Below are 14,184 nucleotides of genomic sequence, written 5' to 3' on the forward strand. Positions count from 1 at the left end.
ATTTCGGAGGTCAGTTGCCGCGGAGGTTGTCCGCGGCAATCATCAGGCGATCCTCGAGTACAGCGTTACTCAGCGACCTTCATTTCGCTCACGATCATCTTCGCATCGACCCGCGGTTGCCACTCCATGCGTTCGGAAAGCCCGTAGATGTCCTGCAGATTGAACAGCGGCACCGTGTAGCTCAGTTCGTGGCCTTTCTGCTGGATCTGGTCATAGATCGACTTTCGCTTGGCGGCATCGGTTTCGGTGCGCGCAGCCTCGATCATGGCAGCCATCTCGGCGTCCGAGTTGGACGCGGCAGCACCATCCTTGTGGTAGATGAAGGACATCTCGCGATCCGCATCCAGAAGTTCATTGGAATTGGCGATGAAAATCGAATCCGGGCGTGGTCCATCACCCATCAGGCTCTCAAGGTACTGCGAGAACTCCTGGATGTCGGTGGTCACCTGCAGGCCGGTCTCGGCCCAATACCCTGCAACGGCTTCAATCTGTTCGCGGTCTTTCAGCCAGCGGCCCGACTCGCCCACGACAACCAGTGGCTTGCCTTCGGCTCCTGCCTCCTTGATGAGCGCTTTCGCCTTCTCGATATCATAGGGATAAGGTTCGAGCTTCTCGTTGAAACCGACAGCAGCGGGGTTGATATGCGAGCCCTTGGCGACGGAGGCGTAACCCATGAAGAGACTTTCGACCATGGATTGACGGTCGATCGCGAGGTTGAGCGCCTGCCGAACCTTGGGGTCCTTTGTCACTTCGTTGTCGGTACCCAGCACAAATACCGACGTCTCAAGGCTGCGAACGGCGGCGAATTTTGGCACGCTCTCCGTGAATTCGGGAAGCAGGTTGGTGATCACGTCGAATTCGCCTGACAAGAGCCCGGACAGGCGTGTGCCGGGTTCCGTCACGAAGCGGTAGGTGACGCCGTCGATCTCCGGCTCTCCGCGCCAGTAGTCGCTGTTCGCGACAAGGGTCAGATCGGTTCCACGGTTCCAGCTTTCGAATTTGTAGGGCCCGGTGCCGACCGGTGCGCCGGCGAGATCGCCGTCCTTGCTGTAGCCGGGCGCGATCATTTTCATCCAGTACAGGCGTGAGGGCAGAATCGGATCCGGCCCATTGGTCACCAGATTGACCGTGAGATCATCGACCTTCTCGGCGCCCTTGATCGTGCCGTAGTAAGCCATCTGTTCGGAATTGTTGGCCGGGTCGATCACGCGAGTGACCGAAGCAACCACGGCATCGGCGTTGAACGGTTCGCCGTTGTGGAACTTGACCCCTTCCCTGAGCTTGAACTGCCAGGTCGTCGCGTCCACCTGCGTCGGAACTGCAGCGGCCAGTCCGGGCACCAGTTCGCCGGTCGGCGTCCGCGCCATCAGGGTTTCGTAGATATTGTCGTTCACCTGGCGCTCGCCGCCATCATCGCGGAGCTGCGGATCGAGCGTCGATGGCTCGGAGCCGATGGCGATCGTGATGGACTGCGCCCATGCAGGCGCGACGGTGGTGCATGCGAATATAGTGGCAAGGCCGACTGCTTGGGCCAGTAGCTTCGTGGTCATCATATTCCTAGTTCCCTCTTATTATTGTTCATTCCGATCCGCCGCCATGACCGGATGACTGCCCCGGTCACGAAAGCTGGAGGCGCATCAACCATGGTAACGACGGGATATTGCCCGGGTGACGGACGAATGCTGCAGTCTGTTCTTTCTGAATTCCGCTCACCGCAAGCAGCGATGTATCAGTATGCAGACAGTCAGCGTGTCCCCCGAAGGACCGTTCAACATGACAAACAACGCTACGCTTTCCCCAACGAGCGTTTTGCTGCCATGGCATTATTGCTTATTGACTGGATTGCCGTCACCTCCGGTAACAGAACGGTTGCTCTTGCAGTGAATTTTGGGTTGCGCAGAAGGCGGAAAGAGACGGGTGAGCGTCTTGGCGTTCATCAATTCCCACAGCTCTGCTTTGACAAGTTCCGGTGGATCGTAACGCGCTCCATGAGACCCCGTCGATAAAAGAACTACCGAAGGAGTTAGAAAAAAACTTACAACTTACAGCCTTGGCTTCTTGCAGCGCCTTCCATTTTGCGGCCTATTGGCGAGCGTCACGAATATCAAGCAAAGGGGAAGTGCTTGCCGAAGATAAGTCTTCCGCTTGTCCAGACATTCTATCAGGTTGGGAAACTGGGGTCATATTCAGCAGCTGCCCGTGAACTCAACTTGAGCCACCCCTCGATTTCCAACCATATCAGGCGGCTTGAGCATCTTATCGGTGAGCGGTTGGTAAGCGCCGAGCGCGGCGCAAGGAAGGTCGAGCTGACACCGAGAGGTCTCGATCTCTATGAACTGATCCGTCCGGAATTCGACATCATGCTGACGCGCTTGACGCAGCTGATGGAAAGGCAGCGTCCGGTCATAAGGATCGGCATGCCGCAGGGAATATTTCATGACCTCTTCCCCAAGGTGGTCCGCGGCTTCCGCGAGCGACATCCAACGGTAGAGATGGTCGTCTACGAACGCGACACGGCCCTCCCCGAGATGGTCAGACGGGGTACGCTCGACATCTTCGTAGCGGAACGACACTTCGGCGATCCCGTCCTGATGCAGCAACTCCTGGGCCGCTATGGTCTCACGCTGATCTATCCGCGGTCATGGGGGGCTGCGCCAGCAGATCGGGATGTTCCCGAATGGGCGCTCGGCCGTCCGTTCGTCTCGCACGAACCGGGGCAGACAATACGGGATATAGCGATAGACTTCCTCAGCCCGAAGGGCGCAACGGTGGAACCCATTATTTCAGTCTCCTCCAGCGTAAGCATAAAGCGATATGTGAGCGAGGGGCTCGGCTATTCCATATTGCCGTCCTGGTCCGTCGAGCCCGAGAACCAGAACGTGGCAACCGTTCCGCTCCCGAATCTGACGCCGGTGCCCATCTACTTCGGCACGGCGCAATTCTTGAAGGAAAGCGAACTGGTTATCAGCGTGCTGGAACTCTGCCGAAAAGAGTTGTCGGGAGACATGCTGGACGGATGATGACGACCACAAGCCTCTGACAACTTGAGGACCGATCACCTCGTCAGCTGCGTTCCATACCCCCTTGCTCGAGCCAGGTCATGGACCAACCTGGCTGCCGCAAGATCCGCGGCAGAGTTGCCCCTGAAGCAGAAGGCTTTGCGACCGCTCACCTTCGACGGGCCTGTCAGGAGGTCAAAACCAATGTGTGCCGAAGTCACGGCCTTGCCCGTGGCATCAACGGGATGTCGCATCTGCTCCAGGCTGTCGGTTCCAATCAGGTCGAAGGCTGACAGGCTTTCGGGCAGCCAGCTCCGGCCAAGATCCACCATCAAGGCAAGTGCCTCCGGTTTCATCTTGGTGGCATCCATGAAAGGTCGCAGTTCAGACGAGGCCGGGATCATGGAAACGATCACATCGGCAACCGGAACGAGGTCGGCCGGATCGTCCACCACATCCGCCTCAAGTCCACGATCACGCGCGATCACCGCCAATGCCTCGGCCGATCGCCGGCTGCGGCTGTAGCAAATCACCCGGTCGATCGTCGGACACAAATCGGTAAACGCTTCCAGATGACTTCTGGCCTGTGCGCCGCAACCGACCAGAGCGAGTATTTTCGGTTCCGGGGGAGAAAGGTACTCGGCTGACAGGGCGGAAATCGCCGCTGTGCGTTGAAGCGTGATGATCTCACCGTCCATCATGGCAAGCGGATGCCCGGTCGCCAGATCATTCAGGCAGATAACCGCGCTTATTGCCGGCAAAGCTGCATCCGGTGCCGCGGGCACCACCGTCACCCACTTCATCATTGCCACAGACCACCTGTACGATGCTGCAGCCATGGTCTGGAACACGTGGCCGACGCCCATCTCCAACTGTGATTTCGGTTGGAAGCGGCATTGGCCGGTCGCCAGATCTTCGAAGACTTCACGGACGGCCGCGCGCATTTCAGCCGGGGAGATATCAAGGGCCAATATGTCAGAGCGTGAAATGTGGATCAGATCGGGTAGCAAGGATGAAATCTCCAGACTGGCTTTTGGGGTGGAGCCCGGCCCTACCATGCCTGCGAAGGCTGCCAGAAAGGCGGTAGGGCTCGGGCAAGAGGCGCGAGATTAGAAGTAGCGCACTTCTTCCGCCTTGGTGCTGAGCGGATCTTTGCCCCGCTTCGAAAGCCAGGAGTAAACCGGCGGCACTCGGTCCGCGATGGATTCCACATGGATGTCTATGAGACATGGGCCATTCTCGTAAGCGAACGCTTCAGCCAGTGCGAAATCCAGCTCCTTCGAATTCTTCGCCGTCCATGCCTTGACACCGAAGGCTTCCGCGATGGCCTGGCCTCGCGGCGGCATGAAGTCAACGCCGAAGCACTGGTTATGGCCTTTCAGGCGGTGCAGGCCCTTGATCCAGCCGAAGGTGCCGTTGTTGAACAACAGCAGGATTGCGGGGACCTGCAGCCGTACCAGTGTCTCGAGTTCACCGACGGTCATGCCGAAGGAGCCGTCCCCGAACATGCCGATCGGACGACGTTCCTTGTCGGCAAACCATGCGCCCACCGTTGCCGGCAGAGCAGAGCCAAGTCCTCCGAATGCGCGCGGGATCGCGATTCGTGTGCGGGGGTCCTTCAGCTTGAGGAACCGGGTCATGTGCGGCGTAGGCGTCCCTGCGTCGGAATAGATGAGAGCGGGCTTTCCGTAAGCGTCGAAGGCCTCGTTGAACGATCTGACGGCTCGCTCCGGTCGAAGCGGCGTGAGCTCGGAGGTTAGCAGGCTCTCTGCATTTTCCCAGAAATCGGCGCGCAGTTCGTTCAGCTCGGTCACCCAGGGCTCAGTTCTGGCAGCGTCGGCGGTTTCGGGCACGAGTTGGATCAGCTGCCGCAGCACGAGCTTCGCATCACCCGGTACGGAGAGCACGTTCTCGTAGTTGTTGGCCATGATTTCCGGATCGATATCGATCTGGGCCACACGCTTGTTCAGCGTGATCTTGGGGAAGGTCCATCCAATAGTGACGACAGACCCCATCTTCGACCCGACGAACAGCACGAAATCAGCATGTTCGAGCGACCAGTTCGCGTGTGGATGGAAGCCGTTGTCACCGATCACGCCAACGGCGAGACGGTGATCGTCCGGCATCGTGCCTTGCCCCGTCATGGTTGTGCAGACCGGGATGTTGAGACGCTCGGCCAACTCGGTCACTTCCGCTCCCGCGCAGGAGCGGTTCACGCCACCGCCCGAGACAATCAGCGGACGCTTGCTCGAGGTCAGGAGCTTCATCAGTTCATCGAGAACGCCTGGTGCAGGCAGGGTTGGATAGGCCGGAAACTCCATGCATTCCTTCTCGACATGCAGAGAGATGCGCGACGGATCCACCTCGGCAATCAGCATGTCTTCCGGGATTTGCAGATGTACCGCTCCCGGCTTACCCGAGCAGGCGACGCGGAAGGCACGACGGATGATCTCGGGGAGTTTCTCGGCCGCCTTCACCTGAACGGACATCTTCGTGATCGGATCGAACAGGCGGGCGCAATCAAGCTCGGTTAGGACGCCGCGTCCCTCTCCCGGAAGCGGAATGTCGATCGTCAGCAGGATAACCGGCACGGAGGACGAGTTGGACTCGGCGACGGGCGGCAGCGAATACATGGCACCCGCGCCGGACGGGCATTCGAAAACGCCGGGCTTGCTGGTGAAGCGGCCATAGGCATCAGCCATATATCCGGCGGACCGCTCGTCGCGGGCCATCACATGCCGGATCCTGCCTTCGCGCTCCTGCAGCGCTTCGTAGAGTGGGACGTTCGTATCGCCTGGAACGCCGAAGATGACCTCGACCCCATAGCCAATTAGCATTTCTACAAGAATGTCAGCGCCGCGCATTTGAAGTTTCCTTGTCTGAATAGAGTTCAGTGTTCCCGCGCGGCTAAGCCGCCCTCAGCCTGAACCGGCGCGGGGAGTATGGAATGATGTCGAAGTTCGGAGAGGGACCAGACAGATGCGCTGCCGCGATCTGCCCGGTTATCGGGCCGCTGGCAAAGCCCACGTGTCCATGACCGAACGCGTAGAAGACATCGGGCGAGCGGGAGGAAGGACCGATGACCGGCAATCCGTCCGGCGTGGAAGGCCGATGTCCCATCCACCTGTCGATAACGGGCGCTTCCTTCTTCGCAAGCTCGGGGTATGTGCGGCGCGCGTGGTCGACCAGAATGTCGGCGCGATGCCAGTTCGGTGGCGTATCGATGGAGGCCAGCTCGACCTGTCCGGAAAGACGCAGTCCGGACTTCGTCGGCGTGTTTGCCATCCTTCCATCGCTCGGCATCACCGGGCTCCGCGGACCGCCCACATCCAGCGACACGACCGCGTGATAGCCTCGCTCGCTTTCCAACGGTATTTTGTCTCCGGCGAGCCGGGCCAATGTCTTTGACCAGGCACCGGATGCCACTACCGCCTGGTCGCATTCGATAAACCCGGTGTCCGTCTCGACGCCTGACAATCGGTTTCCGGCGAATGCGAAGCCGCGTGCCGCGGCGCGAACGTGCCTTGCTCCACGGGTAAAGGCCGCCGAAGCGATCTTCGCGACATAGTCTCCGGGATCGGTGCAATGGGCTCCCTCATCCGCGACCACGCCGAACGTGTAGTGGGGAGCCAGGTTCGGCTCTCGCTCCATCAGAGCGGCTCTATCGAGTTCCCGCCAACGCAACCCGGTGATCTTGCGCAAGTGCCACGAAAGGGCTTCCGCCTCGAAGGCCTTCCTGTCGGGATAGGCGTACAGCAACCCTTCCCGCCTGATGAGGTCCGATGCGCCGACCTCGTTGGACAGCGCGATGTGACGGTCCGGGCTGTCCTGCAGGAGGTTCTTCAGCGCCAGAGCAGTTGCTTCGACCCGCGGCACCGATGAGCCTGCCAACAAGAACCTGATCAGCCAGGGAGCAAGCTGCGGCAGGTGCCGCCACCTGATGACCAGTGGCCCCTTGGGGTCGGTCAGGTACCTGGGAACCTGCTTCCACAAGCCCGGCATGGACATGGGCACGACTGAAGCAGGGCTGATCCAGCAGCCGTGGCCATAGCTTGCCCCTTCCCGGCCGCCCGGCTCGATGGGATCGATGACGGTGACGTCGTGGCCAGCGCGGAGAAGCTCCAACGCGCTGCATGCGCCAACGATGCCGCCACCTATTACGACCGTATGTTTTCCGGCATTTCCGGGCATTGAACGTCCTCAGAAGTAAGCGCAAGCGTCCTGTGCTCCGCCGCAGCGGGCCGACGCATCAAAGGAAACGAGTGTGGGGCGGGGCTGCTAGCTTTGGGCCAGTATCCGCGCGTTCGATTTCAACGAAGCTTCCGAAACTGTGATGCCGAGACCTGGCCCATCCGGCACGACGACCTCTCCGTTGACGTTCCTGATCTTCTCTTCCAGGACGTCTTCTGTGAGGACATGATGCGGCATGTAGAACTCACATCCGAGCGACATGCCGGGTGTCGCCGCGATGAACTGCGTGCCCGCTGCCAGCGCGACGCCGCCCTCCCAGAGAGTTCCGCCGTATCCCGGCATCCGAGCGGTATCCGCAACAGCCATCAGAGCCTGCGCATCGAGTATCCCGCCAGCTTTCATCAGCTTGACCGAAATCGCATCCGCGGCCCGCAACCGAATGATTTCCATCAGATCCCGGGCATCGAAGCAGCTCTCGTCCGCCAGAATTGGCGTGTCCAGATCCGATGCGAACGAAGCCATTGCCGTTAGGCAATCCTTGGGCACCGGCTGTTCGATAAAGGTTGGCCGGAATTGATCAACGTCCCTCAGCGTTGATATCGCATTGAACGGCTGGAGCGCCTGATTGTAGTCGATGCGCAGGTCTATCGTGTCACCGAAGGCCATCCGCATCGCTTCGAGATGTTTCATGTCATCCCGGTGAGATTTCACACCGGTCTTGACTTTAAAGATGGTGTTCCCGTTCGGCACCATCTCGGTCATTCGGCGCATGTCCGCTTCAAAATCGGGATCAGCAATCGAGAACGACAGCGGGATTGTATCTCGAACCCGCCCCCCGAGCAGGTCCGCCACCGACAGACCGCAAGACTTGCCGAGTATGTCGAACATGGCCGTCTCGATTGCCAGGCGCGCCTCGCCATGCCCGACCAGCGTCTTCTTCATCTGCTGGGTCAGAAGACGGATACGATTGACCGGGGCACCGATGACAACAGGACGCAGGTAGACATCGATCGCTGCGAATGCAGCCTCCGCCGTTCCGGTGAAGACCTCCCAGGGCGCAGCCTCCCCCCAGCCGACAATGCCCGACGAGGACGTCAGCTCCACGAGGACCCGCTTGACGGTGCCCTTGACGTGCCCGACGCCCTGTTGCCGCGCCATCTTAATTGGGCTCTCGATCAGAAAGAGGCGGAGATTGCTTATGGTTTCCATGAAATTCAAACCGACTATGCCGTGGGCGCGGAGGCCTAACGCGGCGTTGCACCTTTGTGAAAATGGCTAAGGAAATTCTTGGTCGCTTCCATCTTGGGCGAGTCGATCACCTCCCGTGCCGGCCCCTCCTCGACAACGTAACCGTCCCGCATGAAGACGACCCGATCCGCAACATCGCGTGCAAAAGTGATCTCGTGGGTGACGATGACCATCGTCATTCCATCCGCGGCCAGCTTTTGCATGGTTTGCAGGACTTCCCCCACGAGCTCCGGATCGAGGGCTGAGGTCGCTTCATCAAAGAGCATGACCTCAGGCGTCATGGCCAGAGCCCGGGCTATCGCCACTCGCTGCTTTTGGCCGCCTGAAAGCGTTTCCGGCCGTTGGTTTGCGCGATCAGCAAGCCCGACCTTGTCGAGCAGGGACATCGCCAGGTCCACGGCGTCCTTGCGCCGCATGCCCTTCACGTAGATCGGCGCCTCGATGACGTTCTCCAGGACCGTCATATGCGGGAACAGGTTGAAATTCTGGAAGACCATCCCGGTGCGGGAGCGGAAAGCCGCCAGCGGTTTCACCTTCGGATGCTGAAGCGATTTTCCGAACGTGAATGACGTATTTCCAACGCGGATGGACCCATCGTCCGGGACAACCAGGAGGTTCAGACAACGTAGCAGTGTGGACTTTCCAGAGCCGGAAGGCCCGAGCAGTGCCACCACTCCCCCTGTCGGGACCTGGAGGTTGATGTCCTTGAGAACCTCGAGCGGCCCGAACGACTTCCTCAGTCCCGTGATCTCGATCATTGGAGCGCCCGTCATCGATTGTCTCCAAACTTGCGTTCGCGGCTACGGACGAACAGCGTCAAGGGGAACAGGATGGCGAAGTATGCGACGGCCACCGCCGTATACATCTCCAACGGCCTGAAGCTGTCGTGCGCGGCCATCTGCCCCTGATAGACGAGATCCGGTACCGCCAGCACAGACACCAGTGATGTGTTCTTGAACTGCAGGATCGACTGGTTCATCAAGGCGGGGCTCATTCGCCGCAAGGCCTGCGGCAGGATGATGCGCCTCATTGCGAGCGCGGGCGTCATCCCGAGAGCCGCTGCAGCGTCCTTTTGTCCGGGATCGATCGAGATGATGCCACCACGAATGATCTCCGCGTAAAACGCACCTCCATAGCAGGACAGCGCCAGCAACGAGGCGGTGACGGGCGTCAGTTCGATGCCCGCCAACATCGGCAACGCGTAGTAACACCAGATCAACTGCACGAGGATCGGGGTACAGCGAAACAACTCGATGAAACCGAGAGAAATTGCCCGCAGGATTGCAAATCTCGACAGCAGACACATGGCCGCCACGAGACCGATGACCAATCCGCCAACCACAATCGCGGCGGTAAAGCTGATGGTTACGCCAGCTCCCTGAAGGAATACCCAGCGGTAATCCCAGAGGATTGCAAAATTCCATTCATACATGATGTCATTGTCCGATAAGCGAGAGTCGGCAAGCCGCTGGACAGCAGTCCAGCTGGATCGGGGCTTTAGATCTCGAAACCGGGCGGAAAATCGCTTTCCTTGACACCGACCAGCTCCATGTTGCGAACGATGGCATCCTTCACGAAACCGCTCTCGCGCTGCTCGCTGATCCAGTTATCGACGAACTCGCGCCACGACTGATCCTGCTCGCGGAGGAAGCCCGCATTGGAGGTGGTGAAATCGGATGGCGTTGGCACCACCATGTCTCCGATTGCAGGGTTCTTGGCACGAACCGTCAGGGCGAGGACCATCACCAGGCATTGAGCATCGGCTCGCCCCGACTGCAGGGCGGCGGTAGCGTCACTCGCTGTCTTCAGCCGCACAAGCTGGGCCTCGGGGGCATTCCGCTTCGTGGCGGCGTCATGCGAAGAGCCTGCGTCGACGGAGATGCGCATATCGGGCTTGTTGAAGTCCTCCCATGTCTGGGCGTTCAGTCCCTTGCGCGTCAGCATTGTGAAAGAGTTTTTGAAGACCGGACCGGAGAAATCTATGACCTTCTGGCGCTCCGGCGTGGGGTTTAATCCGAAGAACACATCGATCTTCTCACCCTGAAGATCGAGCACCGAATTGCCCCAGGTGGTTTCCAGGACGGAGAGCTTGAGGTTGAGGTCGTCAGCCAGCTTTTGGCAAATATCGATGTAAAACCCACGCCAGCTGCCGTCGGCAAGGCTCTTCTGGTAATAGGGTGCGCCGTCCGCGATACCGCCAATCCGCAGCGTTCCGGACGATTTCACCCGCTCCAGCGAGCTTGCGGCGTTTGCCCGCAGGCCGCTCACAGCCAGGGCCGACGCCCCAAGAGCACCGAGACCGACCAGTCTGCCAAACTCTCTTCTATTCATGTCATTCCCCTTTTGTATTTTTTGGCGAGATCGAGCGGATCATGCGACAGCCGTTCCTCAGGTTCTCACGAGTGCCGAGTTCGACCGACATCCGTTGTCATTTGCAGCCTCGCTCGTCTTCAAGGTTGTTCGTCGGCTTTGCCGTCCGAACGCGAATGACAAATTGATGACCCAGTCTGACAAAAAACAAAAACATTGAAAAATTCCTCTGGTATGAGTTTTAGTCATGCTTCGCTTTTTGAGGGCTTCGATGAGACGCTATCTGCCATCCTTGTCTGCCCTGCATGCCTTCGAAGCAGCGGCTCGATACATGAATTTCACGCGGGCGGCTGAGGACCTGGGTCTCACGCAGAGCGGCATCAGCAGGCAGATCAAGAATCTTGAGGACTTCCTGGGCGTGACCCTTTTTCACCGGGTTGGCCCCCGCCTCGTGCTGACGGAACTCGGCGCTGACTACTACCGGGAAGTCGCCCAGACATTGGACAAGCTCCAGGAAATCTCGATCGACGCCGTACGCGGCCGAAACCTGGATAGCTCGGTGATGATCGGGACGCATTCGGCGTTTGGGTCCAGATGGCTGCCGTCCCGTCTGGGCGCCTTCATCGCAGCAAATCCCGACATTCCGCTGGAGATCGCCCAGAGCGGGCCAGACGTCGATTTCGATACGACGAGACTGGATATTGCCATCCTTCGAGGCGTTGGCACCTGGCACAATGCGCGATCGATCGAGCTTTTTGCGGAAGAAGTGGCGATTGTCGCCTCGCCGAAGCTCATCGAACCGGGCGCCCAACTTGACCCGAGAGATTTCTCCAAGTTTCCACTGATCCAGAATGCCAGCCGCCCGAGCATGTGGCTCCACTGGCTACGCCTGTCAGGCCTTGACCACTATGGCAGAATCCAGGGAACGCGGTTCGCACACAGCGAAATGATCATCAATGCGGCCCTCCAGGGGATCGGGGTCGCATTGGTGCCGGTGTGCTACATAGAAGAAGAGTTGGCGAGGAACGAACTGCATATGCCCTTCGGGGCTCCCATCCCGTCCGGCGACTCCTACTACGTCATCTATCCGGAACGGAAAGCTCATCACCAGAGCATCGTAACGATGCGGGACTGGCTCATTCGAGAGACCAAGAGCTACAGGAAGCTCAAGGACATGCGTTCCTGATCGAAAACCGCGCCAGGCGTCGCCTTTTCGTTCGGAAACGGGAAGGTTGGCCCGACTTCCCCCGGCCCTTCCCGACGCGAGACGAAGTTTGGTCAGGCGATATTTGGATTGCTATACTGCCACAGGCGCTTCGATAGGCGGGTGCGGATCGTATCCCGTGACGTCGAAGTCCTCTATCCGATAGCCGTCAATCGCATCGGGTCGCCTGACTAGCTTCAATTTCGGAAGCGCCTTGGGCTCTCGAGACAGAAGTGTGTCTGCAAGTTCGCGATGATTCAGGTAGAGGTGGACGTCGCCCCCCATCCAGATGAGTTCGCCGGGAACCATGTCGACCTGCTGCGCAACCATATGGAGCAAGGCCGCCTGCTGGCAAATATTGAATGGAACGCCGAGGCCGGTGTCTGCGCTCCTTTGCAGGCACAGCATTGAGACCTTGCGTTTACCGCGCTCGCCGTCTGACTGGACGGGCGAGTGGTTCTCCGAGGTATAGAACTGGTAGGTCATGTGGCACGGCGGGAGCGCCATCTGGTCGAGTTCGCCAACGTTCCACGCGTGAAAAAGCATCCGCCGGCTTGTCGGATTGTTCTTCAATGTCTCGATCAACGTGGCGATCTGGTCATGCTCCTTACCTTGCGCATCGACCCATCGCCTCCATTGCTTTCCGTAGACCGGACCGAGATCACCCCACTCTCCGGCGAAGTCGTCGTCGGCCAGCACACGCGCCTCGAAATCCTCCTGCGAAATCGCGTCGCCCGTCGCCTTGCGGTACTTATCCAGTGGCCAGTCGGTCCAGATACGAACATTTTCCTTGAGAAGAGACTGAATGTTCGTCTGCCCGGTGAGAAACCACAGCATCTCCTTGACCGCTGTTTTCCAGTAGACGCGCTTCGTCGTGAAAACGGGGAACGTTCCATCGGACAGGTCGAAACGCATCATGGCACCGAACATCGACAGCGTCCCGACTTCTGTACGATCAATTCGACGATCCCCCTTCTCGATCAGGTGTCGAATGATGTCCAGATACTGCTGTTCGGGGTGTCGCATAATGTTCAAAAACCGTTCGCTGTTGGAGCAATCTGGATGCGCATTGTGGAAAACGCAAGTAGCCCAAACAGGACGAAGTGACTATCCCAAAAGCGATCGCCGGCGCCTCTCACCAGTCTTCAAATAGTCAACGGCCGACGGCACATATTCGGCCAGCCCCCCCTTTTCAGGGCCATTCTAAATGCCTATATCTGCCTTGCCGGACTTCGGTCCGGATATGGCGATAAATGGTCGATGAAATAAGCCTATTGGACCCGGGGGCGGTACCCGGCGCCTCCACCAAAAACCGGTCGGTCGACTAGACCGGCTTTTGATGGGGGCGAAATAGGATCGACAAGGGTGTAAAGATCGTACTTTTGCTCGGCATGATACCGCCGTTATCGGGTCACAAGTGTAGTTGCAAATGACAACAACGCTAAGGAATACGCTCTCGCTGCCTAATGGCGGTGCGGGAATTCCGCTCTAAGTCCTTAAGGGTAGCACTTTAAGGCGGGGTTCGGAGGTACCTGGCAACAGAAACCTCCACTTCCATTCTCCAGTTGTTTCACTTTGGGTCGCGGACGCTGGCAGTCGGGAAGTCTTCTCCATCTCTAATAAATTATGTACAATCGCCATCAAGCCGACGCTTTCCCGCGCTTGGCTGACATGGCATAAGCATGCTTCGAAAAGACATTCAGAAGTGAGAGCAGGACCGCATGGGGCAGGATCATATCCGCTACGACATCTTGGCACAGGACGCATTGCGTGGCGTCATTCGCAAGGTTTTGACCGAAGTTTCTGCCACGGCTCGCCTTCCCGGCGATCACCACTTCTTCATCACCTTCCTCACCAACGCGCCGGGCGTCAGGATCTCCCAGCACCTGAAGGCCAAGTATGCCGAGCAGATGACCATCGTCATCCAGCACCAGTTCTGGGACCTGAAGGTATCCGATACCCAGTTCGAGGTCGGCCTGTCGTTCTCCGATACGCCGGAGCGCCTGGTTATCCCGTTCAATGCGATCCGCGGATTTTATGATCCGTCCGTCAACTTCGAACTCGAATTCGAGGTCCCGTCTGCGGAAGAGGAAGAGCAGATCGAAGCTGAGATCACTGCAATCCCCGTCGAGCCGATCAGCAAGTCGGAAGCCGCGGAAGCAGTCCCCGGCGAGGAAAAGAAGCCTGCCTCCGTGGTCTCCCTCGATTCCTTCCGCAAGAAGCAGTAGCGCA

At 58.8% G+C, this 14,184-nt stretch carries 12 protein-coding genes and 1 other RNA gene; 4 read left to right on the top strand and 9 right to left on the bottom strand.

Annotated elements, in window-relative coordinates:
• Positions 1-65: 65 nt before the first annotated feature.
• A complete protein-coding gene (locus LH464_RS00965; protein WP_226784567.1) occupies positions 66-1,550 on the bottom strand; it encodes an ABC transporter substrate-binding protein in 1,485 nt (494 codons plus the stop codon).
• Positions 1,551-2,123: 573 nt separating this feature from the next.
• Here LH464_RS00965 and LH464_RS00970 point away from each other — a divergent pair.
• On the top strand, positions 2,124-3,020 hold the full coding sequence (locus LH464_RS00970) for a LysR family transcriptional regulator (protein WP_226784476.1): 897 nt from the start codon (positions 2,124-2,126) through the stop codon (positions 3,018-3,020).
• Positions 3,021-3,055: 35 nt separating this feature from the next.
• On the opposite strand, the gene LH464_RS00975 is transcribed toward LH464_RS00970, so the two are convergent.
• From LH464_RS00975 to LH464_RS01005, 7 genes are all read right to left on the bottom strand, one after another.
• On the bottom strand, positions 3,056-4,009 hold the full coding sequence (locus tag LH464_RS00975; RefSeq protein WP_226784477.1) for a hypothetical protein: 954 nt from the start codon (positions 4,007-4,009) through the stop codon (positions 3,056-3,058).
• Between the two features lie 99 nt (positions 4,010-4,108).
• Positions 4,109-5,863, bottom strand: a complete 1,755-nt coding sequence (locus LH464_RS00980; RefSeq protein WP_226784478.1) for a thiamine pyrophosphate-binding protein — start codon at positions 5,861-5,863, stop codon at positions 4,109-4,111.
• Positions 5,864-5,906: 43 nt separating this feature from the next.
• Complete coding sequence (locus LH464_RS00985) at positions 5,907-7,190, bottom strand: NAD(P)/FAD-dependent oxidoreductase (RefSeq protein WP_226784479.1); 1,284 nt, start codon at positions 7,188-7,190, stop codon at positions 5,907-5,909.
• Positions 7,191-7,277: 87 nt separating this feature from the next.
• Positions 7,278-8,399: an enolase C-terminal domain-like protein gene (locus tag LH464_RS00990; RefSeq protein ID WP_226784480.1), complete on the bottom strand. Its 1,122-nt coding sequence runs from the start codon at positions 8,397-8,399 to the stop codon at positions 7,278-7,280.
• A 35-nt stretch (positions 8,400-8,434) separates the two neighbouring features.
• Positions 8,435-9,211 (bottom strand): amino acid ABC transporter ATP-binding protein, encoded by a 777-nt coding sequence (locus LH464_RS00995; protein WP_315859566.1) that lies wholly within the window; start codon positions 9,209-9,211, stop codon positions 8,435-8,437.
• Complete coding sequence (locus tag LH464_RS01000) at positions 9,208-9,870, bottom strand: amino acid ABC transporter permease (RefSeq protein ID WP_226784481.1); 663 nt, start codon at positions 9,868-9,870, stop codon at positions 9,208-9,210. Before LH464_RS01000 ends, LH464_RS00995 begins: the two co-directional genes overlap by 4 nt.
• 65 nt (positions 9,871-9,935) lie before the next feature.
• Positions 9,936-10,769: a transporter substrate-binding domain-containing protein gene (locus LH464_RS01005; protein ID WP_226784482.1), complete on the bottom strand. Its 834-nt coding sequence runs from the start codon at positions 10,767-10,769 to the stop codon at positions 9,936-9,938.
• A gap of 250 nt (positions 10,770-11,019) precedes the next feature.
• On the opposite strand from LH464_RS01005, the gene LH464_RS01010 reads away from it, so the two are divergent.
• Positions 11,020-11,934, top strand: a complete 915-nt coding sequence (locus tag LH464_RS01010; RefSeq protein ID WP_226784483.1) for a LysR substrate-binding domain-containing protein — start codon at positions 11,020-11,022, stop codon at positions 11,932-11,934.
• Positions 11,935-12,045: 111 nt separating this feature from the next.
• Here the strand turns inward: LH464_RS01010 and thyA are convergent, their stop codons facing one another.
• Positions 12,046-12,981: a thymidylate synthase gene (gene thyA, locus LH464_RS01015; RefSeq protein WP_390624897.1), complete on the bottom strand. Its 936-nt coding sequence runs from the start codon at positions 12,979-12,981 to the stop codon at positions 12,046-12,048.
• Between the two features lie 156 nt (positions 12,982-13,137).
• Here thyA and ssrA point away from each other — a divergent pair.
• Positions 13,138-13,505, top strand: a transfer-messenger RNA (tmRNA) gene (gene ssrA / locus LH464_RS01020).
• A 168-nt stretch (positions 13,506-13,673) separates the two neighbouring features.
• Positions 13,674-14,180, top strand: coding sequence for an SspB family protein (locus LH464_RS01025; RefSeq protein WP_226784485.1), 507 nt, complete (start codon positions 13,674-13,676; stop codon positions 14,178-14,180).
• Positions 14,181-14,184: the final 4 nt, after the last annotated feature.

This window comes from Pseudorhizobium xiangyangii, assembly GCF_020531965.1.
In the GTDB taxonomy this organism is placed as follows: domain Bacteria; phylum Pseudomonadota; class Alphaproteobacteria; order Rhizobiales; family Rhizobiaceae; genus Neorhizobium; species Neorhizobium xiangyangii.

Excerpts from the sequence above, each read along its gene's own strand:
- LH464_RS01005 (WP_226784482.1), bottom strand. The coding sequence starts at position 10,769 with ATGAATAGAAGAGAGTTTGGCAGACTGGTCGGTCTCGGTGCTCTTGGG.
- LH464_RS00965 (WP_226784567.1), bottom strand. The coding sequence starts at position 1,550 with ATGACCACGAAGCTACTGGCCCAAGCAGTCGGCCTTGCCACTATATTC.
- LH464_RS00990 (WP_226784480.1), bottom strand. The coding sequence starts at position 8,399 with ATGGAAACCATAAGCAATCTCCGCCTCTTTCTGATCGAGAGCCCAATT.
- LH464_RS00980 (WP_226784478.1), bottom strand. The coding sequence starts at position 5,863 with ATGCGCGGCGCTGACATTCTTGTAGAAATGCTAATTGGCTATGGGGTC.
- LH464_RS01025 (WP_226784485.1), top strand. The coding sequence starts at position 13,674 with ATGGGGCAGGATCATATCCGCTACGACATCTTGGCACAGGACGCATTG.
- LH464_RS01010 (WP_226784483.1), top strand. The coding sequence starts at position 11,020 with ATGAGACGCTATCTGCCATCCTTGTCTGCCCTGCATGCCTTCGAAGCA.
- LH464_RS01000 (WP_226784481.1), bottom strand. The coding sequence starts at position 9,870 with ATGTATGAATGGAATTTTGCAATCCTCTGGGATTACCGCTGGGTATTC.
- LH464_RS00985 (WP_226784479.1), bottom strand. The coding sequence starts at position 7,190 with ATGCCCGGAAATGCCGGAAAACATACGGTCGTAATAGGTGGCGGCATC.
- LH464_RS00995 (WP_315859566.1), bottom strand. The coding sequence starts at position 9,211 with ATGACGGGCGCTCCAATGATCGAGATCACGGGACTGAGGAAGTCGTTC.